Genomic DNA, 23,659 nt, shown 5'->3' on the forward strand with positions numbered 1-23,659 from the left:
CTGAGAGCTGCTACTACGACCACGCTATCAAACGAGGTCGCACTTGGTGAAGATCGATCTATTTTCCCAACGAACGAAGAAGGTGTGGCGCAAGGATCGCCGTTGTCTCCGCTGTTTGGCAATATCCTGCTCTACGATTTTGATATTAAGTTCAATGATAGAGGTGTGATCTGCATCCGTTTCATTGACGACTTTCTGCTGCTTTCAACATCTGAAAAAAGATGTAGGCGTGCCTTTGTGTCCGCCCAAAATTTCCTAAAAGAGATGAATTTAGACTGCCACGATCCTTTTCAATTGGCTGCAGACAAGAACAAGACTGAATATGGTGACGCTCGCTTAGGTGGGTTTTGGTTCTTGGGTTATGCCTGCCAACCAGGTTTATTTCAGCCCTCACCCAAAGCACGAGCAAGCATCTTGAAGTCCATTGATGAGCATTTTTCAAACGGCAGATCTGCGATTAAAGAAGTGCGGAGAGCGAAGGATAGCTTCGCTTTTCGTCAACGCTATACACAAACACAAACACTCATTGACCAAGTTCTGCGTGGATGGGGCGAGGCTTTTGCCTACTCTACTTCACGCTCCACAATGAAAGATCTAGACAAGAAAATTGACGTTAAGATTGAGAATTTTCGCAAGTGGTACGCACAGCAGGCTCAATCGATGAATGCTGAAGATAAGCGCCGCACAGGTGGAATAGGCTTGCTCGCCGACATCAAGCCAAAGTTCTTTGAGGATGCACCAATCGTTCTGCCAAAAAATAAGCGATTTCGGACGAGCAAGAACACGGTTACAATTTCAACTGATGGCTCTGTGCTGACTTCGGGTAAGAAGCGCGGTAAGGACCAAGGCCCGGGAGGTTGGGCGTACGTAGTTCATGACACGGCAGATGAACAATCTGGCGGCGAGGCATCTACCACCAACAATAGGATGGAGCTTCGCGCGGTTCTGGAAGCACTTCTTTCCTTACCGTCGGGTGCTTCTGCAATCATACGCACCGACAGCAGGTATGTTGAGAACGGCTTCAATAAAGAAACGGCTTTAAAAACAAACATTGATCTCTGGAAAAAGCTACAGCACGAAGCCGAAACGAGAAATATCAAGGTCGTTTGGCTCAAAGGTCATGCTGGTGATCTGCACAATGAACGGGCTGACAAGCTGGCAGGCCTCGCTGCAGCCAAACAAAGTCAGCCGTAAATCAAGGGTGATGAGCTGTTGCGAAGCAGCCTTCCACGGTCACAGAGGTGTCCGCTTTTAAAGTTGTCGGTTAAACATTTGCACCTGCAGCGAAAGTCCGGAATCCCCCTTTCATCCCTGTGTTGCGTCTTTCATGAATCTCTCCACTCGATCTGTTCCCGCCTGATACTCATCCAAATTTGCCTTTTCGCCTGACACAGCACCCCGTCCTTCTTTGGCCAAACCGTCGATCTCTTCGCGCCGCTTCCCGCCACCGTCAGGGCCCTCATTTGAAACCGCTCTCGGCACCTCAAGCGCTCCAACCTTAGCCTCCAGCGCCTTAATCTGTCCTTGCAGGCCGCGCATCTGATCCCCAGCTGAGGGATATGGCATATCGCCTGCCTGCTTGTTGAAGATCTGTTTGAAGAACCGGTCGTCATAGTATTTGATCCGCTTAGCGCGGACGGGCATTTGCGCGTCGACCACCAAGACGATGTCATCAAGATCCATGCGCCGCGCCTTATCTTCGGGTAGAAGCGCAGTTTCTTCTGTCCGTTCAGACATGCTGCGCCCGGCGAACGGGTTGCGGCCTACTGATCGCGAGCGGGTTACAACGCGCTTGGTGGTTTTACCGACGGCTTTGCTGAGCTCTTCGATGGTCTTTTCATCTGAGGGGGTCAGATAGAGCTTGATGCCCGCGTTACCCTGCAGGGCGCGGCGGGCATTTTCACCATAGATCTCGTCCAACGCCGGGATCGTCTGTGTGACGATCGCGAGGTTGGCCCGGTAGGATCGCAGAGTTTCGATGCTGTCCAGAACAATGGGCATTTTGCCTAGGCGGTTGAACTCATCGAGCACGATCATCACCGGCCAAGGCTCGTCCTTGCCAGGTTCATGATCCTGCAGAGATGCCAACAAGTCCGAGAAAAACAGACGGATCAGCGGCGCGAGGGGTTTCACCATCAGCGGTTCAACCACGAGATAGACGGAAAACGGCGTCTTTCGGATGTCACGAAAGTCAAAGTCTGAAGTTGCGGTTGCCCGATCGATGGCCGGGTTCGACCATTGCTTGAGTCCCGAGGTCATCAAGAGCGAAAGGTAGGACGTCAGCGTGTCGTTGTTGGTCGAGGCCATGCGCATGAAGATCAACTTGGCAGCCGGGTTGGCGACTTCGTCGGCGCGACGGCGGTACTCCTTCTGCTTGTCCCCGCCTGATGCGGTGATGCGGTAGATCTCACCCAGGGTCGGCCGCTTTCGCTCGAACGCCAAAAGCCCTGCCGCCACGAACAGATCGATACCGCCATCGAGAAGCCCCTGAACGCGATCGTTCTCGGCTTGAAGGAACAGCGAAGCCAAGAGCTGCAGCTCCATCTGCTGGCGGTCGACATTTTCGAGCGCCGATATGCGCAGCAATGGATTGTACCGGTGCGAGCGGCCGTCCTTCCAGTCTGTGGGCGCGAACCGAAAGACCTTGTCGCCCTGCGCCGCCCTGTGGCGCGCGGTCGCCTCGAAATTTTCGCCCTTCACGTCCAGCACTACGGCACTGCCCTGATAGGTCAAAAGGTTCGGGATGACGAACCCCGTCGTCTTGCCGCGTCCAGTCGGGGCCACGATCAGTGCATGAGGAAAGACTTTGGACATAACATAGGGTTTGCGGCTCTTGGGCGTTCCCATCTTGCCGAGAACAAACCCTTGGCCGGGCTTGCCGAAAAAGCCGTTCCGTTTCATCTCAGACATGTGCTGCCAGTGGGTTTCACCGAACTTCGTCAGCGCGTCGTTCATCAAAACAGCACTGAGCAAAACACCGGCGCAAGTGCTGATCCCCACGATCAAGTGAACAATCTGCATATCGTCGGGATGGGTTGTTCGAAGAACCCCGTAGCTGCGCGCCAGCATCAGAAAATCGATATCCGCCCCAACCCCGAACCAGCGGAACGTCAGAAAGGCCGACGCCAGAACATACCCCAGCACCGTGCCGAGAAGAGCAAAGCTCATGACGCCAATTGCGATCCGCGTCTTATCCATGCGTCACACCCTTCTCGCCGTCGGCATCGACGTGCCGCTCGCGTTGGAGGTCTATTTCCTCATTGGCGATTTCGTCGAGGACATGCTCCATCGCCAAACTGTTCGCCAGAGCGGCATCGCTCTGCAGATAGGCCTTGGCCGCATAAAGCCGGTCCAAACGGTCTTCCATATGTTCCTCGAGCGTGGTTTCATCGCCAATCGCCAAGTCGGGGGCCTGCTCTTCACCAATCAGATCCTCCAGCTCAGCCCGCAAGGTCTCGCGCTCCAGATCGCTGCGGAATGGATCTGCGGTTGGGTCGTCCCTCATACGGCTCAGGATTTCAGCAGTGGTCGGCGGCAGCCGGTCGATGATGGCTTCCTGCCGGTCGGTCTCCACCGTCCCACTCTCTTTAAGAACCTCAGAATCTGCCAACACACGGCCCAGATCCCTGTGCACCTGGTCAAGGCGGTCGATCGCCTTCTCCAGCTCATCGGCGCGTGACAGGTCAAAGCCTTCCTTGTTGGAAATTGCCTTCAGATCCTGTCCAAGCCATTGCCGCTCTAACGCGGCATTGCCTGCGCCGATTTCGACGCGGCGCGTCACCTCTTGTGCGTTGATCCCGGTGCCTTTCAAAGCCTGCTCAAGACGTTCGGCGAGCGCTGGCTCCTGCAAGGCACCTTGCGCGTCCGCCTGAATGTTCGCGGCCGAATAGATCCCACTCTTGGACGCATCTTCGAGCAAGGTGTGCGACTGCGTTCCCATTGGGCTCAGATGCGACAAAGAGCGATAGATGTCGTTCAGCTCATGCTCCAGTGCCGCGCGCCGCTCCACCGGGGCGTCCGCTACGATGCGTTCAGCTTGGTTGATCTTGTCGTGAAAGGCGTCCACGACCTCATCAAACGAATGCTGTTCTTCGGCCATACCATATACCTTTCCATCTGCTTCAATCGGTTTGCCCTGCGCCAAAAGCGTCGCGGCCTTGTCCAAAGCCGCCGCGATGTCGTGCTGGTTCTCGCGCGAAGCTTCGGCCGCCAATCCGCGATAAAGCCGCGCGTTCTGCGCCACGTCCGCCAAGGCGCGGTCCAGCTCGGGGCCCACGCGCTCGCGCTCAATCAGCTTTTGGCCCGAGGCTTGCGCGCGACGCTGGTCAACATCGCTTGGCCTTTTCGTCGTGATCCCACGTTCGAGCTTTCGGGTCGCCTCAAGCCGCAGCCCATAGCGGTCCGACACCTCCACCATCGCCTCCCGAAAACTGTCGTAGCTGAAGTGGTGCCCTTCTTTCAGAAAGAAGAACTCGCCATCCTTGCTGCGCCGGTTCAGAACGATATGGGCATGCGGGTGATCCCGGTCCTCATGCACGGCCGCGATGTAGTCAAAATGGCTGCCTTCGCCCTGAAAGAAACGCTCGCAAATCTCGCGGGTGATCTCGGCAACATCCTCGCCGCGCGTGCCAATCGGGAAGGCCATCAATAGATGTGAAGTATGCCCCAGCTTGGGATGGAACCCTTCGTTCCACTGCGCTGAAAACCGGCGTGTGACCTGCTCGATCTCTTTGGCTGACAGAACACTTTGGCCGTCATAGGTGCCACGGCTGTCGATGATAAAGCTCGACTTGGTGGTCAGGTATTCCAGCTGGTTTCGCAGCTGCGTTTTGTTGTGTGTGCCGCCGTCGCGAATGGCTTTGAAGATCGCGGGTGAATGGCCCATGGCGGCGCGCGCCATTTGCTTGGCACGGGCACGCGGCACGCTGCCACGAATGCGGCTCCAGTCGCGATCAAAGAAGGCCTCCTGCGCGGCGGCAACGGCGCTATTCCGGGCCATCGGCAAAGCCTCCCAGTACGCGGGCAACCTCGCCGGACAGCGCGCTGCGGCGGCGCTGCGCCATGTCCTGAACCTGGTCTGCGATATCGAAGATCAGCCCGGCCAAAGCGCGCACCTGGCCGTGGGCAGAATTGCCATAAGGTGGCGTCTTGCCCTGACGTTTTGCCTCGTTCAGGCGCTGCGCGATCTGGTTGATATTGTTGCCGGTGCGATTGAGCGAGGCCGATAGCCCCTGCATCTGATTGGCCAGTTCGTCGTCAGGAACGAAGAGGTCGTTTGAGGCATGGATCAGCCGACGCAGCCCTTCGGCGCGGTTGGCAATATCATGCCGCGTCAGCACCGTATCGAAGCCCGCAAGCTCCTTAGGCGTCAGTCGGACATTCACCAGTTCTGAACGCACGCGCGCATCAAGCTTGCGGCTTTGATCGCCCTTCAACGTGTAGAAGATGCTGCGGGTCGTGACGCCGAATTCACGGGCCAGATCCTCGATCGGCACCCCTTCGGCACGCTTGCGCACGATGGCAAAACGCTGGTTTTGCGTCAGTCGCTTGTGCCGTGGTGCGCGCGGTCGGCCCATGTGAAGTAATCACCCCTATTTCTTGCCAGCATCATACAGGCAGCCCTGTTATGGCACTTCGCCATAATTGATTCAATATTATAATATTGCATCAACTGCCCGTATTCCGTTTGGAGCAGCCATAGGCTGCGACCGCCGGGCAAAGCCCGACCGTACTTTGCCCAAGCTGAAAAATGATGTGCTGCTCAATGGGTCGGCTTCTTGTGCCAAAAGCAAATCGACGCGATAGTGACGCAACAATTCTTAAAAGAATTTCAGCTCGGCAATAAGACTGGCAAAGGCCAGATTCGGTGGATCAATGAACGACGAACTCGCCTCATTTTCAGAGCGGCATGGCTATGAGCCGGATGCAGCAGAAATCACCGTCAGAGAGGATGCACCCGAAGCCTTGCGCGTCGGCTTGATCTCCTTGGCTCTCCGTTCAGGACTATCATCAGACACGATCCGAGAAGTCGTGTGCCAGGTGCTGCTGAAAAGGCCGGATACCAACAACTGGTCAAAGTCGAATGTCGATTTTGAAATCGCCAACCTCATCGACGACGCTAGCTGGTACAGAGTGTACGATGTTGCGGAACAGCTGCATCGCAAGTTGGGACCAAACCAATTCGCGGGGTATGAAAGTCCTGAAGCCCAAAGATTTGAGCAAGGTTTCAACCAGCTTTGTCGAGAACATGGTATCGGTTGGAAGATGGAAAACGGCGGCATCTTTGCCAGGGGTGACGAAGGTTTCGAGCTAGCGGTCCAGCAAGCTAAGCAAACAATGAAAGACCACGGCAACAACACAGCCCGCGAAGAATTGCACGAGGCACTACAAGACATTTCTCGAAGACCCAAAGCCGACGTAACTGGGGCGATACAACATGCCATGGCGGCACTCGAATGTGTTGCACGCGATGTAGGCCAGACAAAAGAGACGCTTGGCAGAGCAGTAAAATCACTACATCTACCAAGCCCTCTAGACGCCACTGTTGGGCAGTTGTGGGGGTTTTCGTCAAATCAGGGACGTCACCTTCTAGAAGGAAACGAACCTGATTTTGATGAAGCCGAACTAGTAGTCGGGCTCGCCGCCTCGCTAAGCGTCTACATTCTTCGCAAAGGTAAAGGACCTAACAGCTAAACCTCTGCGCAACGTCATCGCAACGCCTCCTCAAGGATTGCGAGAGCCCCAAGACAATCGTCGATGTAGGGCTGCTCCTCGCCATCCAGATCGTTCAGCTCGAGCCGGTCCAACACCGCGTAAAGCGTGGCGCGCGCCTCGCGGGCGGCGCTTCGCAGGCTGACGGTGTCTTCCAGACGCGCGGTCGCAAAATCATCGCTGTGATAGTCGGGAGTCATGCTGCCACCTCCTTGCTTGGACCTGCTGCTTGCAAAGCAAAGTCGGCAGCTTTCTGCGCTTCAGATGCCGCACGAAAAATCGCCCGTTTGTCCTCTTTGAGAGCTTTCAACCAGCCTTCAACGTAGGCGGCGCTTTGGTCGAATTCCGGCGCGACGCCGATCTGAGCACCCAGAAAACAAGCACCGATTTCCGCCACCAGCTCTTCAAAGGCATAGGCTTCGCGGTTCGCAAACTTCTTGATGCGCTCTAGCCGCTTTTCGCTGCCGGTCCAATGGATCACCTCATGGGCCAACGTCCCATAATAGCCTGCCGCATCGTGAAACGTGGCAATCGGCGGCATGTGGATGTGATCTTTGGCGGGGCTGTAATAGGCACGCGGGTCGTCGCTGGTGAGGATCTCCGCCCCTGTCCGGCTGAAAAACGCCTCAAGCTCTGGATCTTCCGCCGTGCCAAGATCGCGCGGGGCCTCGGGCCGGATGTAGTAATCCTCCGGCAATCCCTCGATCTGATCCGCATTGAACACACGATAGGCGCGCGCATAGGGCAGCTCTTCCTCGATGCCCAATTCGTTCTCTCGGGTGAAGGTCCCGTATTTGACCACGGTGGACGACGTTTCGCCTTTGCGAACTTGGCCGCCCAGTTCCTGCGCCTGTTTGTAGGTCATCCAGCGGCTGGACACATAGCCATGCTTTGCTGCCATGACCCAGAGCATCAGGATATTAATCCCGCGATACTCCTCCCCGTTGTATCGGGTCGGCAGGGCAATGCCGGACGCGCTCCCTGTCCACGGCTTGCGCCATGGCGGCGTGCCTGCCGCGATCTCTGCAATAATGGTTTCGGTGACATGGGCATAAACATCAAACTTCGGTGCCATTTGTGGCCTCCTCGATCAAAGTGACGCGGGTGAGGCTGCGCGCCCCCTTTCCGCCGTTGGGCTGCGCCTCGGCCACCTGATCTGACCGAATACGCATGTATTCGGCGGAACAGAGTGGGAGAGGGCAAAGCCCGACCCACGGCCCTGAACGGGGCTGTCAATCGGCCACATTTGCGAAGAAAATGTCTGCGCCAAAATCAGACGCCAATTTGACCCGCGAGGAATGGCTCGCCCGCGAGACAGGGGAAATTGGTGGCTGATTTTGGGGATGGACTAAGGTTGACCGCCACGGTCAGGGATGTTGGGCGGACCAATCAAATTAAATGATGCCTGGATCGGGGTGAGCGGGCCAAAGGCCCGTTGAGCCCTGATGCAGTCCGTTTGTAAAAGCCGTCTCGACGGGACGACAATCATGTAATTTCGTGTTTAAAGTGTGCTGTGCAAACAATTTTTAGAATCAGGTTTTCAAGGATCAAATCGTGCAATCAGAGGGCTCATTCGGTCGAACAATCCAGCTTTTCCTCGTAGACGGGAAGCCAACCGGGCTGCGAAAAGCGACGATCCATGGTTGGACAGGCTTGCTTTTTGTAAGTGGGGCTTCAGCTTTCGGCGACCTTGCCGCTCGTGAAGAGGTCGATCGAACTGGCATCTACATACTGTCGGGTCCTGATCCGGAAAAGGCCGGTGCAACCCGTGCCTATATTGGATCTGGGAACTCTGTGGCTGAGAGGATCAAGCAAAGCGCGATCAAAAGAGATTTCTGGGAAACGGCCATCACCATAACGACAAGTGACGACGACCTATCCAAAGGGCACGCAGAGTATCTTGAAGCGCGGCTCATAGAACAAGCTGCTCAAGCAGGTCGCGTCACCTTGGACAACGGCACGCAACCGGACACAAGCAGACGACGACTGCCAGAGGCCGACGTCGCCAATATGGAGCAATTTCTTTCAAACCTGCGCATCATCCTGCCCGTGATCGGCCTGGACATGCTCAAACCACAACCGCGCGCGGTGACACAGACAGCGAAGCATGTCGACGAGCGGACCGAAGGAGAAGTGCAGTTCGAGATCCGCCACAAGAGCGGCGTCAAAGCGACTGCTGTCGAAGAAGACGGTGAATTTGTTGTGCTGGAAGGGTCCGAAGCGCTCACTGAAACCGGCTATGTCCAACAAAGCTACGGCAGCTTGAAGGGAAAACTCATTTCGGACGGCATTCTAGTCGCGGACGGCAACCAAAAACTCAGATTCACGAAACCTTGGTCGTTCAATAGTCCTTCAGCCGCCGCTGCTGTCGTCTTGGATCGAAACAGCAATGGACGCCTGGAGTGGAAGGTCAAAGGATCGAAACAAACCTACCATGACTGGCAACAAGCTGAAGCTAGCGCCTCGACCTGACAGGGCTTCATGCTAAAAATTTAAAATAAGGGGTTGATTTTCAAATCAGGCAGTCCTATCTGTTGGTCATCAAGAGGAGCAAGTCGATGCAAATTACAAACCACATGGATTGCAGAATGAACCAGCGCGGCATCAACAAGCAGATGGTAGACCTAGCGCTGGAGCATGGCGTTTTTGACGGCGACAAAATTGTGTTGCGCCGCAAGGACTGCGACGAAATCGCGGCCGAACTTCGCCAAACACTGAAGCTCCTCGAGCGCGCCAAGTGCAAAGGCGGGGTAACGGTCGTCGTTGCTGGTGACTGTCAGATCACGACATACAACACTGGCAGTTTCGCACGTCCGGCGTCAAAAAAATAAGGGGCTGAAAATGGCTAAGTTCAATCCATGGCTATTCCTTTCAACTATGCGGGAAGTTTCCGGCCTTCAGCATGCAGCCCATATTTTGGCATTCAGCGGCGCATCCCGTTTGAACCTTGAAAATTCGATGTCCCCCCCAATTGGTTTGGAGGCCGCGAGTGAGCATGCAGGCGGGAAAGCTCTTGATGAGGCCACACAGGCACTTCTTGACCTTTCGCCGAAGGAACGTCTTACCGCGATTGACGAATTAATGGCATCTAGTCATGGGCGCCACGAGCTATGGCTGCCCAAAACCCCAGCAAAGCGCTTTGCAGAATTTGTCGATAGCGCGAGTTCCGTACGCTGCTCGTTTGAGGCCTCTCTCCACACAGCACTTTTACTGGCAATGCGCGGCAAGGCAGTGCTCTTCGTAGCACAAAATAAGGACATTTGTGACTTTGCACAAAGCCTTGCCGTTCTCTTGGAGTGCGAATTGCAGGTCCAAAACGCTGATCCTTTGGCGCGCACCAATACCACCGCTTTTGACGCAGAAGTGGCCTTTCCCCCTTTCGGCACCAGACCCGCAAACACAAGCCAGTTTCCGCGACGCACACTCGCGGTATTGGACGCAGAGGAAGGGAAAAAACGATTAACCGAAGATGCACTTGCTCTAGCGGACGCGCTGGCACAAACCAGCGGCCATACAATCCTTTGTGTGCCCGACGGTTTGATGTTTCGGGGAGTTGGCGTTGAACCTTTGGCGCGCGAAGCGCTCGTCGCGTCCGGCCGTCTGAAAGGGATCCTTGCGGTACCCGGTGGCATGATTTTCCCAAACACAATGATCAATACAGACGTTTTGGTTCTCGGCCCTTCAGGCAAAGATTATCCCGAGGTCAGAATGCTGGATCTTTCTCATCCACAGTTCTCTGGGAGAACCCTTAGGGGGCGTCCAGAAATACTTCCGGGCACAAACTGGGCCAGTTTTTTTGAGGAAAGCACCTCAATCGATGAAACCTTCGCCAAGGATGTCTCGCTCAGAGAGATCAAGGAGAAAGACTTCATCTTGAGCATAAACCGGTATTTGCTTCCGCCAGCTGCAGCCGCACTTGATAGCTTTCTAGAACGCTCAAGCACGATTGAGTTGGAAGATGCTGTCGAATTGATCCGGCCTCTGAGCTTGGGCAAAGCGGATGACGGCGAATTCACCATCTTCGAGGCGTCACCGGCAGATGTTGGCGATAGTGGTCTACTGATGAAACCAAACAAAATATCGACGCTCGAACGCGCGCAGATGCGCAAAGCTCGCAACCAACGCTTACTTCCCGGCGATGTAGTCTTGTCGGTCAAAGGTACGATCGGCACCGCAGGACTCGTACCTGCCGATGCGCCGACTGGCGACGAAGATGGGTTTTGGACGGCTGGGCAATCCTTCATGATTTTGCGCCCGAAACGCGGAGGAATATCCGGTGTGGTTCTTTATGAGTACCTGGCAAATCCAACAGTCGTTGAAGCACTGCGCACACTTGCTGGCGGTGCAGCGATCCAATCAATCGCTATCAAAGACCTGAAGGCTTTCCGAGTTCCAATTCCCTCCGATGACGACGCCGAACGCGCAGAACACACATTTCTATTGAGGCAAGAGCGGCATGCTCAGATCGAAGCAATCATGGCCGAGATTGAAGCCGAACGCACAAACTCTTGGCCAAGCCGAAAGCTGCACCTTGAGGAATCCTGACCGCCCGCTTTCAACCCAGACCAATTCAATTCATTTTCACGCCAAGCGTGAAACACCCAATCAGAATGAGACCTGAGCCTTGAACACACAGACATCAACCACAGCAAAAGCCAACAACACCCACACGTCACTCGCAGATTTCATCTGGAAAAATGCGGACGACCTGTGGGGCAACTTCAAACACGTCGATTTCGGCAAGATAATCCTGCCCTTCACGCTTCTCCGCCGTTTGGAATGCGTCCTTGAGCCCACTCGGGAAGAAGCCGCCAAAATGCACAAAATGGCCGTCGAAAACGGGCTCGATGTCGATGTCATCCTGCGTCAGGCAACCGGCTACCCATTCTACAACACCTCCAGCTACAGCCTTGAAACGCTCGGGTCTGGTCGCACCCGCCAGAACCTTGAAGACTACATCGCGAAGTTCTCCGGAAATGCCCGCGTGATTTTCGAGCAGTTCGATTTCATCAACACGATCAGCCAGATGGACAAGAAGGGCGTTCTCTACAAGATCTGCCAGAACTTCGCCGCGATCGATCTGCATCCCGACGCGGTCCCCGAGCGGACCATGTCCAACGTCTATGAGCACCTGATCCGCCGCTTCGGGGCCGAGGTGAACGAAGCGGCCGAGGACTTCATGACGCCCCGCGACGTTGTCCACCTGGGCATCGAGCTTTTGCTCGAACCGGATGACCAGATGTTCATCGACAACCCCGGCATCATTCGCACGCTATATGACCCGACGATCGGAACCGGCGGCTTTGTTTCCGACGGCATGGAGCATGTGCAGTCGTTGCAGGATCGTTATGGCACGGCACCAACGCTTGTGCCCTATGGCCAGGAGCTGGAGTCTGAAACCCACGCCGTCTGTCTGGCGAGCATGCTTCTGAAGACGCTCAAGTCCGACCCCGGCCGCGATCTGTCACAGAACATCAAGCTTGGCAGCACGCTGTCTGCCGACAAATTCCGCCACGACAAATTCCACTACTGCGTTTCCAACCCGCCCTTTGGCAAGAAGTGGGAATTGGACCAGGCCGACGTCGTGCGCGAACACCGCGACCAGAAATTCGAGGGGCGCTTTGGCCCCAAGCTGCCGCGTGTCAGCGATGGTTCGATGCTGTTCCTGCTGCACCTTCTCAGCAAGCTTGAAGACCCCGCAAAGGGCGGCGGGCGCGCGGCGATCGTGCTCTCGGGCTCTCCCCTCTTCAACGGCAACGCCGGTCAGGGTGAATCTGAAATCCGCCGTCACCTGCTGGAACAAGACGTGGTCGAGGCCATCATCGCCCTGCCGACCGAGATCTTCTTCCGCACGGGCATCGGGACCTACATCTGGGTTCTGTCCAACCGCAAGCCTGCTGACCGACGCGGCAAGGTTCAACTGATCGATGCGACCGAGATGTATGAACCGCTCCGCAAGAGCGAGGGCAACAAGCGCCGCAAGATCGGGGAGGATCAAATCCGCGATATCGTGCAGCTCTATGCCGACTTCGAGCCGACCAAGAAAAGCCTCATCCTTGATGCTCAGGACTTCGGCTATCGCCGCATCAGGGTGCTGCGCCCATTGCGCCACAAGATCGTTGTGTCGGACGCCGGGTTTGAGGCGCTGGCCGAAAACACGGCTTGGGCAAAGCGCTCTGATGATCAGCGCCAAGGCTGGCGTGACCTGTTGGCAGAGCACGAAGGCACCGACCATGACTGGCACTGGATCGACAGCTTTGCCAAGGCGGCGGCGAAGAAAGACTCGGAGCTGGGCAAAGCCGACGCCGCGCTGATCAAGGCGTTTCAAAAGGCCTTTGGCGTGCGGGACGAAGATCTGGACCCGGTGACAGACAAGAAGGGCAACCTGATCCCCGACGATGATCTGACGGATTACGAAAACGTGCCCATGGGAACCGATATCCATAACTACCTCGAAACCGAGGTGACGCCTCACGCCCGTGACGCCTATATCGATGAGACTTACGTGGACGATACCGATGGCGACATCGGGATTGTCGGCTATGAGATCAACTTCAACCGCTATTTCTATGAATATGTGCCACCGCGCGATCTGGACGAGATCGATGCAGAGCTGAAGGCCATCGAGGCTTCGATCACCGAGGTTCTTGCGGAGGTGACAGAATGAGATCCTTCGGAGCGATTAAGTCAATTCCCGAAACTGCCGTTCCCGAAGGCTGGTCACTCAAGCCGCTGAAGCAAATTGTTCGCAAGGTTTCGAAAAAAAGCAAAAACAAGACGAACGTCGTTGCGCTTGAAAATATCGAGAGTTGGACAGGGAAACTCGTGCCAACAGAGGCTGACTTTGACGGCGACGGCATCAGCTTCAAAGAGGATGACATTCTTTTTGGAAAATTGCGCCCTTACCTCGCAAAGGCATACTTGGCGCGTTCAGACGGCGAAGCTATTGGCGATCTTTGGGTTCTTCGCCCAAACGATTCCTGTGAGCCTCGGTTCGTAGCCTACCAACTCCTGTCGCAGGTTTTTATCGAAACCCTGAATGCTTCTACGAACGGGGCCAAAATGCCTCGTGCAGAATGGGCGTTTGCCGGAGCTCTCACTTCCCCGACACCTGCGAAAAGCGTTCAAACAACCATTGCCGACTATCTCGACTGTGAGACCGGGCGGATTGATGGGTTGATCGAGAACAAGACGCGCTTCATCGCGCTGCTCAAAGAAAAGCGCGCGGCCGTTATCGACCACGCCGTTACCAAGGGCATCGACCGGAACGTCGAAATGAAATCCTCGGGGGTGGAATGGATTGGCGACATTCCAGCTCATTGGGACGCACCTCGCATCGCGACCCTGTTTCGCGAAGCTTTCCGAAAGCCAGACCCGGATTTGCCAGTGCTTTCCGTGTCGATCCACAATGGCGTGTCAGATGGCGAGCTGTCTGATGAAGAACGCGACCGCAAAGTCGCCTTGAGCGAAGATCGCACGAAATATCAAGGTGTTGAACCGGGCGACCTTGTCTATAACATGATGCGTGCGTGGCAAGGCGCATTTGGTGCCGTGGCTGTGTCTGGATTGGTCAGTCCTGCCTATGTTGTCGCGCGGCCTATTGCCGAATTTAGAACCAAGTTTTTGGAGCACCTATTGCATACAAAAAGCGCTGCCGAAGAAATTCGCAGATACTCCAGAGGGATCGCCGATTTTCGGATGCGGCTCTATTGGGAGTACTTCCGCGATATCCGCGTTTGCTTGCCCCCGCTGGAGGAGCAAGATGAAATCCTCAGTCATATCGACCGTGAAACCGCACGCATCGAAGGCCTGATTGAAAAAACAGAGCGCTCCATCGCGCTTTTGAAAGAAAAACGCGCGGCGCTCATTACGGCGGCGGTGACCGGTAAGATTGATGTGAGGGCCGCAGCATGAGCGATTTGCACCACGAAAAACACCTTGAGACCTATGTCGTCAAAAAGCTGACGGAACAGGGCTGGCTACTTGGCGACACCAAAGGCTTTGACCAAGACACCGCCGTCTACACCGAGGATCTGGAGGCCTGGATCAAAGAGACCCAAGGGCCGAAATGGGACAAACTCGTCGCCCTGAACGGTGATCGCGCCCGCGAAACGCTGCTCTCCCGTCTCGACGCCGCTTTGGCGAAACAGGGCACCATCCAGGTTCTGCGCCGTGGCTTTTCCATCGCGGGCTGCGGTCAGATCGATATGTCCGAGGCCGCGCCCGAAGATCAGCGCAACGAGACGATCATCGCACGCTATGCAGCCAACCGGCTGCGCGTGGTGCCGCAGCTGAAATATCATCCCGGCCGCGAGCTGGCGATCGATCTGGGCCTCTTCATCAACGGGCTTCCTGTGGCCACGGTCGAGCTCAAGACCGACTTCACCCAATCCGCCGAAAGCGCGCGCGAGCAATACAAGCGTGACCGCCTGCCCGAAGACCCAGCCACCGGGCGCAAACACCCGCTGCTAACGTTCAAACGCGGTGCCATCGTGCATTTTGCGATGTCTGATAGTGAAATCTGGATGGCCACAAAGCTGGCGGGCGAGAACACCTACTTCCTGCCCTTCAACCGCGGCCATGACGGCAAAGGCGGCAACCCGCCGCGTGACGACGGCGAATACCCCGTCGCCTACTTCTGGGAGGAGATTTGCCAGCCGGATGCCTTCCTGCGCATCTTCCACAGCTTCGTCTATGTAGAGAAGAAGGATGTGGTGGACCTGAAGGGCAACTGGTCGGTCAAGGAAACGCTGATCTTCCCGCGCTTCCACCAACACGACGCGGTCAACAAGATGATCGCGGATGCCAAGGAGAAAGGCCCTGGGCACGCTTACCTTTGCGAACACAGTGCGGGGTCGGGCAAGACATCTACGATTGCCTGGACGGCGCACGACCTGACCAAGCTGCGCCATGATGACGGCAAGGCAGTCTTTGACACCGTGATCATCGTGACAGACAGAACCGTGTTGGACGGCCAGCTGCAAGATGCTGTTCAGCAGATCGACCATCGCAAGGGCATGATCGCTGCGATTGACCGCGAGACAAGCTCGAAAACGAAAACAGCTCAGCTGGCAGAGGCCATTCTAAAAGGCGTTCCGATCATCGTGGTGACGCTGCAGACCTTCCCGCACGCGATGGAAGCGATCCTAACGGAAACGTCGCTGAAGGATCGTAGCTTTGCTGTGATCATCGATGAGGCGCATACATCGCAGACCGGCAGCACTGCTTCGAAGCTGCAGGCGACGCTCGCTCTTTCTTCGGCCAAAGACACTGCCAATATGACCGTCGAAGAGCTCTTGACCGAGATCCAAAAGAGCCGTGCCCGGCCAAAGAACCTGTCACATTTCGCGTTCACTGCGACACCAAAGCACTCGACCTTGATGCTGTTCGGTAGGCCGCAAGACACGTCCCGTCCGGCAGGCCCAGACAACCTGCCGCGTGCGTTCCACAAATACGAGATGCGCCAGGCCATTGATGAGGGGTTCATCCTCGATGTGCTCAAGGGCTACGTCTCATACAAGACCGCCTTCAACCTGGGAAAAGAGCTAGAAGACAAAAAGCGCGTCGACGGCAAGGCGGCCAAGCGGGCGCTTGCCAAATGGATGAGCCTGCACCCCACGAACGTCACCCAGAAAGTGCAGTTCATCATGGAGCACTTTCGGCACAACGTTTCGCCTCTCCTTGACGGAAAAGCGAAGGCAATGGTTGTGACGAGCTCGCGTGCGGCGGCTATTCGCTACAAGAAGGCCTTCGATGCGTTTGTCATGGCGAACCCTCAGTACAAAGACGTTCGCGCGCTGGTCGCTTTCTCGGGGAAGCTCAGTGGCAAGGACGTCATGCATTCCGATGACACGCAGATTTCAGGCGATCTGTTCGTTTGTGACGATGATGCGGAATTCACTGAAAGCAACATGAACAAGGGCGTTGAGGTCAAGGACCTGCGCATCGCATTTGATAGGCCGGAATTTAGAGTGATGTTGGTCGCCAATAAGTTCCAGACGGGCTTCGACCAGCCGAAGCTCGTTGCTATGTATGTCGACAAGAAGATCGCGAATGAAGTCGAAATCGTTCAAACGCTATCGCGCCTCAATCGCACTTTCCCAGGCAAGGAAGAGACCTTCGTCGTCGACTTCGTCAATGACCCGGAAGCGATCCGAGCGGCCTTCAACAAATATGATTCCGGCGCGCAAATCACCGAGGTTCAAGACCCAAACGTCATCTACGACATGAAGGATACCCTTGACGAACAGGGCATCTACTCGGACGAAGACATTGAAGCGTTCAAGGTCGCGCGCTTCGAAACCGCCAAGACCTTCGACACCGGCGAAGAAGATCACCACAAGGCGATGTTTGCGGCCACCCAACGACCGACCGACCTGTTCAACGCCCGCCTCAAAGCGCTCCGCGAAGAGGCCGCTCGGTGCGAAGTTGAATTCCTGAAGGCAACCGAAGCAGGAGACGATGCCACTGCGAAAAAGGCCGAGCATGAAAGGATGCAGTTAGAGGAAAGTATCGGGCGGATGCTGGAGTTCAAATCGGGTCTGTCCAGATTCTCTAGGACTTACACCTACATTGCGCAATTGCTGGATCTGGGAGATCCCAGCATGGAGAACTTTGCCGCTTTCACAAAACTCCTGGCAAACCGCCTCAATGGCATCCCTCCCGAGCATGTCGACCTCAGAGGCATTTCACTAACGGGATACGACATCAAAAAGAACGATGACCAGGGCAACAACGGCGATGACCCTGATCCAAACTTGAAGCCCACGGGACCAGGCGGCTCAAATGCGCCCGGTAAGCTTCCTGTTTACCTGCAGGAGCTGATCGAACGATTGAACGGTATCTTTGGCGAAGCCGCTCCGATTAAGGACCAAGCAAGCTTCGTTAACCAAATCGTTTCGATAACCCGTGAAAACAGCATCGTGAGAGCGCAAGTTGAGGAAAATTCCAAAGACCAAGCGTTGAAGGGAAGCCTTCCCGGCGCGGTTCAAGGCGCGGTAGTGCGCGCAATGAGTTCGAACAACGCGTTGGCCACTCATCTTCTCAAAGAAGACAAGCAAGGCCTCGGCATCCTGACGAACCTTATTTACGATCTGATCAAAGCGGGGAAAGATATCGACCTTGGAGAGCTCGGCGATGTATAAATCGAGCTATTGCAGCGCCGATTGGCCCCAAAAAACATGCGCCAAGGAAAGCGGGCACTGGGCGACCAGTTCGCTATCGCGATGCACCGTCCTACGTGCCGCCTCCACCTGCAATCAATTAGAGACGGCACTATGAGGTTTTGGCCCGGCAAACCCAATATACATGCCTTGGGAATGCAAAAATATCTGCGCGAATTGTCGGGTGTTGTTTGGCGAGAACAGAACAACGCCTACAGAGAAGGGCTAAATCTTCAGGAAGAAACAATAACTGAATGTCTGTTGCTGCAAATGGCACGTGACCTCCCGAATGCTGGGTTCCGAGTTAGACTATTTACCCGAGAACGCGAGAAAGATACCGGTGCAGACTGGGTTTGGTTCTTTAAACAAGGGCCATGTCGCATTGGCTTCCGGGTTCAGGCCAAGAAGCTGTATCGGCGGCATGATCGAAGGCCCGGAAGAACCAACCAATTGATGCCGGGGCGGTACGATGGCCATGTGCTGAAGAAGGGTCAGACAAAAACTCTGATCAAGCGCGCGGGACCAAACAATCCCATCTACGTTTTCTACAACCACGACCATGTCAAAAACCGACAGTTGTTCCGCCAAGTTTCGTCTGGGTTCAAGCCGCCAAGTTTTTGGGGCTGTTCCGTAGCGTCTGCCAATTTTGTCGAGCGAAAGAAGTCACGCACACTGAGCGTTCTGCATCCTGGGATGCGGCCACTGCACGAGCTCTTCCAGTATGGACCGGGGTGCGGGTTAGCCAACGGCTTGAAATTGCTCGATCCAGACATGGAAACAAAGATGCACGATGGGGACCCAGACTGGGCGCGCCTTCAAGAAAACACAACTGAGATGCAATCCTACTTGATGGCAGAGAACTTGAACGGGATCGCATATTTTGATGCAAGTGAAGTAGGAGAAGATTTCTTTGTTCCGTGTTGATTTGAACCAAAATCGTTTGTCCCGCCTGACCCAGAAGCACTTTTCCGACTTGAACCTGCGCGAGCGTGACCACTTGCAGGAGTGGCTGGCCAACCAACCTGATGCCCTCGGGGAGGAATTGCTGATCATTCAAAAAGAGTTCGACGGGTTTGATGAAACCCGCGAACGCCTGGATCTCTTGGCGCTCGACAAGGACGGCAACCTCGTTGTGATCGAGAACAAGCTTGATGACAGCGGGCGAGATGTGACGTGGCAGGCACTGAAGTACACCGCCTACGTTTCGGGCCTGACCAAGACCCAGATCGTCGATATTTATCAGCAATACCTCGACCGCTATGCGGGCGGCGGCAATGCTGCCGTGCGGATCTGCGAGTTCATGGAAGTTGAGGAATTGGAAGAAACCGTCCTCAACCCAGGCAATGACCAGCGGATGATCTTCATCGCAGCCAATTTTCGGCGCGAGGTCACAGCAACGGTCCTGTGGCTCCTCAGCCGCGGAATTCGCGCACAATGCTTCAAGGTGACTCCGTATTCGTTTGGCGACGAGCTGATGGTCGACATTCAACAGATTATTCCCACGCCTGAGGCGGCGGACTTCATGATCGGAATGTCGAGCAAAGAAAATGAAGAGAAAGCCATCCAGGACACGCAGAAAAAGCGGCACAAGCTGCGCTTGGACTTCTGGGAAGCGGCCCTTGAACAGCTGCGTGTCGACGGCGTTACACTTTACCAGAATATCAGCCCAACCAAAGATCATTGGCTCAGCGCAGGATCTGGGACCAGGTCTTGCCCCTATCAGATGATCTTCTCGCGAGATGAAGCACGGGTCGAGATAAGCTTACAGCGGTCTGAAACCGCAGAGAACAAATGGTTGTTCGATCAGCTCTATGGCCAGAAAGATACGATCGAAGCAGCTTTTGGGGCCGAACTCGATTGGCGGCGCATGGACGATAAGAAGGCCAGCCGCATTGTCTACGCTCAGCCCTTTGACGGCTTCAACAGGGAAGCGTGGCCCGAGATGATTGGTTGGCTTGCGGCTCATATCCAAAAACTGGAAGCGGCCTTCAGTGAACCCCTTTCGCGCCTCAACCGTCAGGTTCGGTCGCAAGATGAAGCGACCTAGCTGGCAACATTGTTTTCGCCGATGAAGGCCAGGGCGGAGAACCCGCCCTGGAATTGAGGTCACTCGGTGACTGGATCTTCATCGCGGCGCGGAAAGGCGACCATTTCGACGTCGGGAAACATGCTGTGTTTGACGTTGATCGACGTGATGTTGCCGCTGTCGTCGGTGTTGACGAAGAGGACGCCGCAGCGGTCCCAGAAGTTCTTGCCGTCTTTTTCGCCGGATTTGACGTTCAGTTTCAGAGTTTGAGTAGCCATTTTTTGATCCTCACTTTGAGTGTTTCGATGAACATGACCAAAGCTGGCACCAAGGGGCTGTCAGCGAGAAACTTGCCTCGCGAGGAATGCGCTGGCGCAGGGGAATTTTCTTGTTGAAGCGGGGCTTGCACCGCGTCTGTCACGGCTGCCCGCTTATGTTCAGCAATCAGAAACACGGCGCTGAGGATTTGATTTCGGCACTCACAAACTGAACGGTCTCGTCATGCTGCGTCGCAAGAGCTGAAGACCTTACAGTAACCGATGCGGCTTAACAGCTGTCACTCCGTCACTGCAGAAATTCATTCGAATATGTTGTCAAAATCAGATGCAGAGCCCTTGCTGCGTGTTCTGACCAAAAGCTCTAGTTCGAGGGCTGCCAGCAGGGCCAGGATCGTGTCGAGTTTTGTACCACCCCGCCCGGCCTCAACTTTCGATATCGTTTCCTGCCAAACACCGCTGCGCGTGGCGAGATCGGCCTGCGTCAAGTTTTTCTCTCGACGAGCCTGACGGATCGCATGTCCAAGATCTCGGGGAATTCGAACGAAGTTCTGCAAGCCTGCCTCCAGCGCCGCCTATGATGCCTAGATCATAAATCCTCTGTATGATCTAAAGATCATAGACGCAGCAGTCTAGCCCACGACAACTTACGCTGCAGCGTAAGTTTCCTATTTTTGCGCTTTAGCGTAAATTTCGCACCAGTTCTCCTTTTTGCCCTATGCCAGTTGCACCTACCGAGGGGTTGTTCCATGGCCCGTTGACTTTCAGAAAAACATACCATATTTTCTGACAAGGAGTTCGAACATGATTACGTCAAACATCAAGCAACGCATCATCGGAAAAGGTCGCGGCGCAATCTTTGCGCCGACCGATTTTCTCGACATCGGATCCCGCGCAAGCGTAGATCAGGCCCTGTCACGCCTTGCTGATCAGGGTGTGATCCGCCGACTGACGCGGGGGCTGTATGACTACCCGAAGAAGAGCCCGCGCTTCGGATTTCTGTCGCCTTCCGCCGATGACATCGCAAAAGCTGTTGCTCGAAAGGACGGTCAGATCTTGCAACCTTCTCCTTCGATGGCTGCCAATCAGTTGGGCCTTTCCACTCAGGTACCATCCAAGCCGACCTATATGACCGACGGCCCAACCCGCACTAAGAAAGTTGGGCGGCAAGTCATCCAGTTCCGCAAGGCATCCCCCAAAACATTGGTCGGTGCAGGACATAAGACTGGGGTTGTCTTCCAGGCGTTGCGTTATGTCGGCAAGGACCGTGTAGACAGTCAAATCGTCGACCGCCTTGCACGCGCACTGGACGACAATGATCGGAAGCTCTTGGCAAAGCAAAGCAGGCACGTCCCTGCATGGATGCACCCCGTCGTGCAACAGATTGTTGCACACGCTTAAGCATGGAAAATTTCGCCAACGACGCACCTGAACTCAGAGATGAAGTCTTTCAAGAAACTGCAGCGCAGCTTGGAATGTCGAAGGCAATCATCGAAAAAGATTTCTGGGTTTGCTGGTCCCTAAAGCAGCTCTTTGCACTACCATCTTTTGGCGAGCAAATGATCTTCAAGGGCGGAACTTCCCTGTCCAAAGCCTACGACGTGATTCACCGTTTCTCCGAGGACGTGGACCTCTCGCTAGACCGCGAACAACTCGGGTTTGTAGGCGACCGTGACCCAGAAGACCCGGACCTATCGGGCAAGAAGCAGAAAAGGTTGCTTCAGGAACTGGAGGAAGCGGCGAAAGAAGCCGTCGGAGGCCAACTGCTGGCAGAGATTCAAACAGCTTTTGGCTCCAGTCTAGAACAAAGCTTCACGCTATCGGTCGACCCAAGTGACCCGCAGACCATTCTCTTTGCCTACCCTACGTTGGCAAAAAGCGATGCGGGCTATGTCAAACCGGTCGTACGCTTTGAGTTCGGTGCCCGTGGCGTCCAGCTGCCCGCTGAGCAGATCGACATTACGCCTTACCTACATCAGGCTTTTCCCGATCTTCTGAAAGACGGTCTGGTCGGCGTAAAAGTGTTGGGGGTCGAGCGCACATTCTGGGAAAAAGCCACCATTTTGCATATGCTTTTTCATCAAGATGCAACCAAACCCCTCGCAGATCGCATGTCCCGCCATTACTACGATATGGCGCAGCTGATTGGGCATGAAGCCAAAATACGTGCCCTCGAAAAGCTTGATTTGCTGACCCAAGTCGCTCATCACAAATCGGTATTCTTCAAATCCGCCTGGGCAAACTACGACGAGGCCAAGCCCGGTGCTTTGCGCTTGACCCCAAACGCCGATCTGACTGTCGCTCTTCGAAAAGACTATGCTGGGATGCGTGAAATGATCATCGGTGACGCACCAACCTTCGATGAAATCATCGCTACGATCGAGACCTTCGAGACCGAGATCAACAGCTGACCAGAGGACGCAAATTCTCAACGGCGTTGCCCTGAGTGCAAGCGCACCAAAAACGCAGTTTACGCCGATCCTTTTCATGCCTGCAGCCCCGCAGCGCGCACCTGTTCGGGCGTCACCAGCTTTGACGCGATCAAATCCTCGATCTGCCGGTTGGTGATGTGGCGGCACAGGGGATGGCGCTCGTGGATCCACTCGGCGAGGCTGGCGCGCCCTTTGGCTTCGGCCTCTCGCGCCTTCCCTCGGTCCGCCTGTACCTGGGCAAGCCCCTTCTCCCATCGGCGCATCTTGAACCAATTGTCCGAGAAACAGACCTTGCTGCGTGTGTAGCCTTCGCTTTCCTTGGCATAGGCTTTGACCGCCTGCAGCAGGTCATCGGGCGTCACACCGGCCTTCACAGCCGCTGCGATCAAACGCAGACTAGTCCGCCGGTCTCGGATCCTGTCTTTGGGATAGGCTGCAAGAATCTTCTCACCTTCAAGATCTTCAACCTCCTCTGCGGCCTCGCGCCTGCGCGTAGGTGGTTTATGGATGGTTTTAGGATGGTTTGGGGTCCACCGTGAACCCCGTACCCCGTTCACCGTGGACCCCGTACCGGGTTCAGGCTGGACGGGGTTCACAGTGACCCCCGTCTCGATGTCGGGCTCGGCCGTGGGTTCGAGCGCGGTCACGCGCTCCAGAGCAATGCGGTAAATTACCGTATAGCCGTTCTTGCAATGCCGCCGCCCGGTCTCGATCAAGATACCTTCGCGCAGGAAGTCGATGATGGTGCGCTTGACCGTGCTTTCGCTAAGCTCAGTGTGGCGCTGGATCGTTCCTTTGGAACACCAGATGCCCGAACCGTCATCGCTCGCCTTGTCGGCCAAGAACATGATGATCTGCTTGCGCGCGGCGCTGCCAAAGCGGCGCGCGGCGCATTCGTTTGCAACCGCCCAGCTCATTGGATTGCCCCAGATAATAGGGCAGCAACACTTGCCTTCTGGTCCGAAAACGGTTTTGAAACTTTCGCCCTTTGTTCATGGATTGTCAGGGGGTGTTTTGCACCCCTAAGCCGTTGTTTTTGCTTTACCTCTTTCT

20 protein-coding genes are annotated in these 23,659 nt (G+C 55.3%); 12 read left to right on the forward strand and 8 right to left on the reverse strand.

Features of this window, described 5'->3' with window-relative positions; all coding sequences use genetic code 11:
- Positions 1-1,194: RNase H family protein (locus tag ACMU_RS18950; protein WP_051588452.1), on the forward strand; the 1,194-nt coding region annotated here is incomplete at its 5' end.
- A gap of 111 nt (positions 1,195-1,305) precedes the next feature.
- On the opposite strand, the gene ACMU_RS18325 is transcribed toward ACMU_RS18950, so the two are convergent.
- The 3 genes from ACMU_RS18325 to ACMU_RS18335 are packed head-to-tail and all read right to left on the reverse strand — an operon-like array spanning position 1,306 to position 5,576.
- The gene (locus ACMU_RS18325) at positions 1,306-3,198 is read right to left on the reverse strand and encodes a type IV secretory system conjugative DNA transfer family protein (protein WP_035262920.1); all 1,893 of its coding nucleotides are present in this window, start codon (positions 3,196-3,198) and stop codon (positions 1,306-1,308) included.
- A complete protein-coding gene (locus ACMU_RS18330; RefSeq protein WP_035262923.1) occupies positions 3,191-4,999 on the reverse strand; it encodes a relaxase/mobilization nuclease domain-containing protein in 1,809 nt (602 codons plus the stop codon). Before ACMU_RS18330 ends, ACMU_RS18325 begins: the two co-directional genes overlap by 8 nt.
- Positions 4,986-5,576, reverse strand: a complete 591-nt coding sequence (locus ACMU_RS18335) for a helix-turn-helix domain-containing protein (RefSeq protein WP_035262926.1) — start codon at positions 5,574-5,576, stop codon at positions 4,986-4,988. Before ACMU_RS18335 ends, ACMU_RS18330 begins: the two co-directional genes overlap by 14 nt.
- Positions 5,577-5,874: 298 nt before the next feature.
- On the opposite strand from ACMU_RS18335, the gene ACMU_RS18340 reads away from it, so the two are divergent.
- Complete coding sequence (locus ACMU_RS18340; RefSeq protein WP_035262928.1) at positions 5,875-6,693, forward strand: AbiJ-NTD4 domain-containing protein; 819 nt, start codon at positions 5,875-5,877, stop codon at positions 6,691-6,693.
- A 14-nt stretch (positions 6,694-6,707) separates the two neighbouring features.
- Here the strand turns inward: ACMU_RS18340 and ACMU_RS18345 are convergent, their stop codons facing one another.
- Both ACMU_RS18345 and ACMU_RS18350 read right to left on the reverse strand, forming a co-directional pair.
- A complete protein-coding gene (locus ACMU_RS18345; protein WP_035262930.1) occupies positions 6,708-6,911 on the reverse strand; it encodes a hypothetical protein in 204 nt (67 codons plus the stop codon).
- Complete coding sequence (locus ACMU_RS18350) at positions 6,908-7,786, reverse strand: ArdC family protein (protein ID WP_035262933.1); 879 nt, start codon at positions 7,784-7,786, stop codon at positions 6,908-6,910. The genes ACMU_RS18345 and ACMU_RS18350 overlap by 4 nt, the downstream gene beginning before the upstream one ends.
- 479 nt (positions 7,787-8,265) lie before the next feature.
- Here ACMU_RS18350 and ACMU_RS18355 point away from each other — a divergent pair, with 479 nt between their 5' ends.
- The 8 genes from ACMU_RS18355 (at position 8,266) to ACMU_RS18390 (ending at position 19,920) form a co-directional block, all read left to right on the forward strand.
- Entirely contained in the window at positions 8,266-9,183 is a 918-nt protein-coding gene (locus ACMU_RS18355; protein ID WP_035262936.1) for a GIY-YIG nuclease family protein, read from the forward strand.
- 86 nt (positions 9,184-9,269) lie between these two features.
- Positions 9,270-9,542 (forward strand): DUF4258 domain-containing protein, encoded by a 273-nt coding sequence (locus ACMU_RS18360; protein WP_035262968.1) that lies wholly within the window; start codon positions 9,270-9,272, stop codon positions 9,540-9,542.
- 10 nt (positions 9,543-9,552) lie between these two features.
- Positions 9,553-11,256, forward strand: a complete 1,704-nt coding sequence (locus ACMU_RS18365) for an N-6 DNA methylase (RefSeq protein WP_081805604.1) — start codon at positions 9,553-9,555, stop codon at positions 11,254-11,256.
- A gap of 79 nt (positions 11,257-11,335) precedes the next feature.
- A complete protein-coding gene (locus ACMU_RS18370) occupies positions 11,336-13,378 on the forward strand; it encodes a type I restriction-modification system subunit M (RefSeq protein WP_035262941.1) in 2,043 nt (680 codons plus the stop codon).
- Positions 13,375-14,625, forward strand: coding sequence for a restriction endonuclease subunit S domain-containing protein (locus ACMU_RS18375; RefSeq protein WP_051588454.1), 1,251 nt, complete (start codon positions 13,375-13,377; stop codon positions 14,623-14,625). The genes ACMU_RS18370 and ACMU_RS18375 overlap by 4 nt, the downstream gene beginning before the upstream one ends.
- Complete coding sequence (locus ACMU_RS18380) at positions 14,622-17,855, forward strand: type I restriction endonuclease subunit R (RefSeq protein WP_035262943.1); 3,234 nt, start codon at positions 14,622-14,624, stop codon at positions 17,853-17,855. The genes ACMU_RS18375 and ACMU_RS18380 overlap by 4 nt, the downstream gene beginning before the upstream one ends.
- 174 nt (positions 17,856-18,029) lie before the next feature.
- Positions 18,030-18,797 (forward strand): DUF6615 family protein, encoded by a 768-nt coding sequence (locus ACMU_RS18385; protein ID WP_152544684.1) that lies wholly within the window; start codon positions 18,030-18,032, stop codon positions 18,795-18,797.
- Positions 18,784-19,920: a DUF4268 domain-containing protein gene (locus ACMU_RS18390; RefSeq protein WP_035262949.1), complete on the forward strand. Its 1,137-nt coding sequence runs from the start codon at positions 18,784-18,786 to the stop codon at positions 19,918-19,920. Before ACMU_RS18385 ends, ACMU_RS18390 begins: the two co-directional genes overlap by 14 nt.
- 59 nt (positions 19,921-19,979) lie before the next feature.
- Here ACMU_RS18390 and ACMU_RS18395 read toward each other — a convergent pair whose 3' ends face one another.
- Complete coding sequence (locus ACMU_RS18395; protein ID WP_035262952.1) at positions 19,980-20,177, reverse strand: hypothetical protein; 198 nt, start codon at positions 20,175-20,177, stop codon at positions 19,980-19,982.
- Between the two features lie 299 nt (positions 20,178-20,476).
- Positions 20,477-20,731 carry a helix-turn-helix domain-containing protein gene (locus tag ACMU_RS18400; RefSeq protein WP_035262954.1) on the reverse strand — a complete coding sequence of 85 codons (255 nt, stop codon included), beginning with the start codon at positions 20,729-20,731 and terminating at the stop codon, positions 20,477-20,479.
- A gap of 247 nt (positions 20,732-20,978) precedes the next feature.
- Here ACMU_RS18400 and ACMU_RS18405 point away from each other — a divergent pair, with 247 nt between their 5' ends.
- Positions 20,979-21,575 (forward strand): DUF6088 family protein, encoded by a 597-nt coding sequence (locus ACMU_RS18405; protein ID WP_051371964.1) that lies wholly within the window; start codon positions 20,979-20,981, stop codon positions 21,573-21,575.
- A 2-nt stretch (positions 21,576-21,577) separates the two neighbouring features.
- Positions 21,578-22,585 carry a nucleotidyl transferase AbiEii/AbiGii toxin family protein gene (locus tag ACMU_RS18410; RefSeq protein ID WP_035262957.1) on the forward strand — a complete coding sequence of 336 codons (1,008 nt, stop codon included), beginning with the start codon at positions 21,578-21,580 and terminating at the stop codon, positions 22,583-22,585.
- 74 nt (positions 22,586-22,659) lie between these two features.
- Here the strand turns inward: ACMU_RS18410 and ACMU_RS18415 are convergent, their stop codons facing one another.
- Positions 22,660-23,523 (reverse strand): hypothetical protein, encoded by an 864-nt coding sequence (locus ACMU_RS18415; protein ID WP_035262960.1) that lies wholly within the window; start codon positions 23,521-23,523, stop codon positions 22,660-22,662.
- Positions 23,524-23,659 lie beyond the last annotated feature (136 nt).

The sequence above is a fragment of the Actibacterium mucosum KCTC 23349 genome (genome assembly GCF_000647975.1).
GTDB lineage: Bacteria > Pseudomonadota > Alphaproteobacteria > Rhodobacterales > Rhodobacteraceae > Actibacterium > Actibacterium mucosum.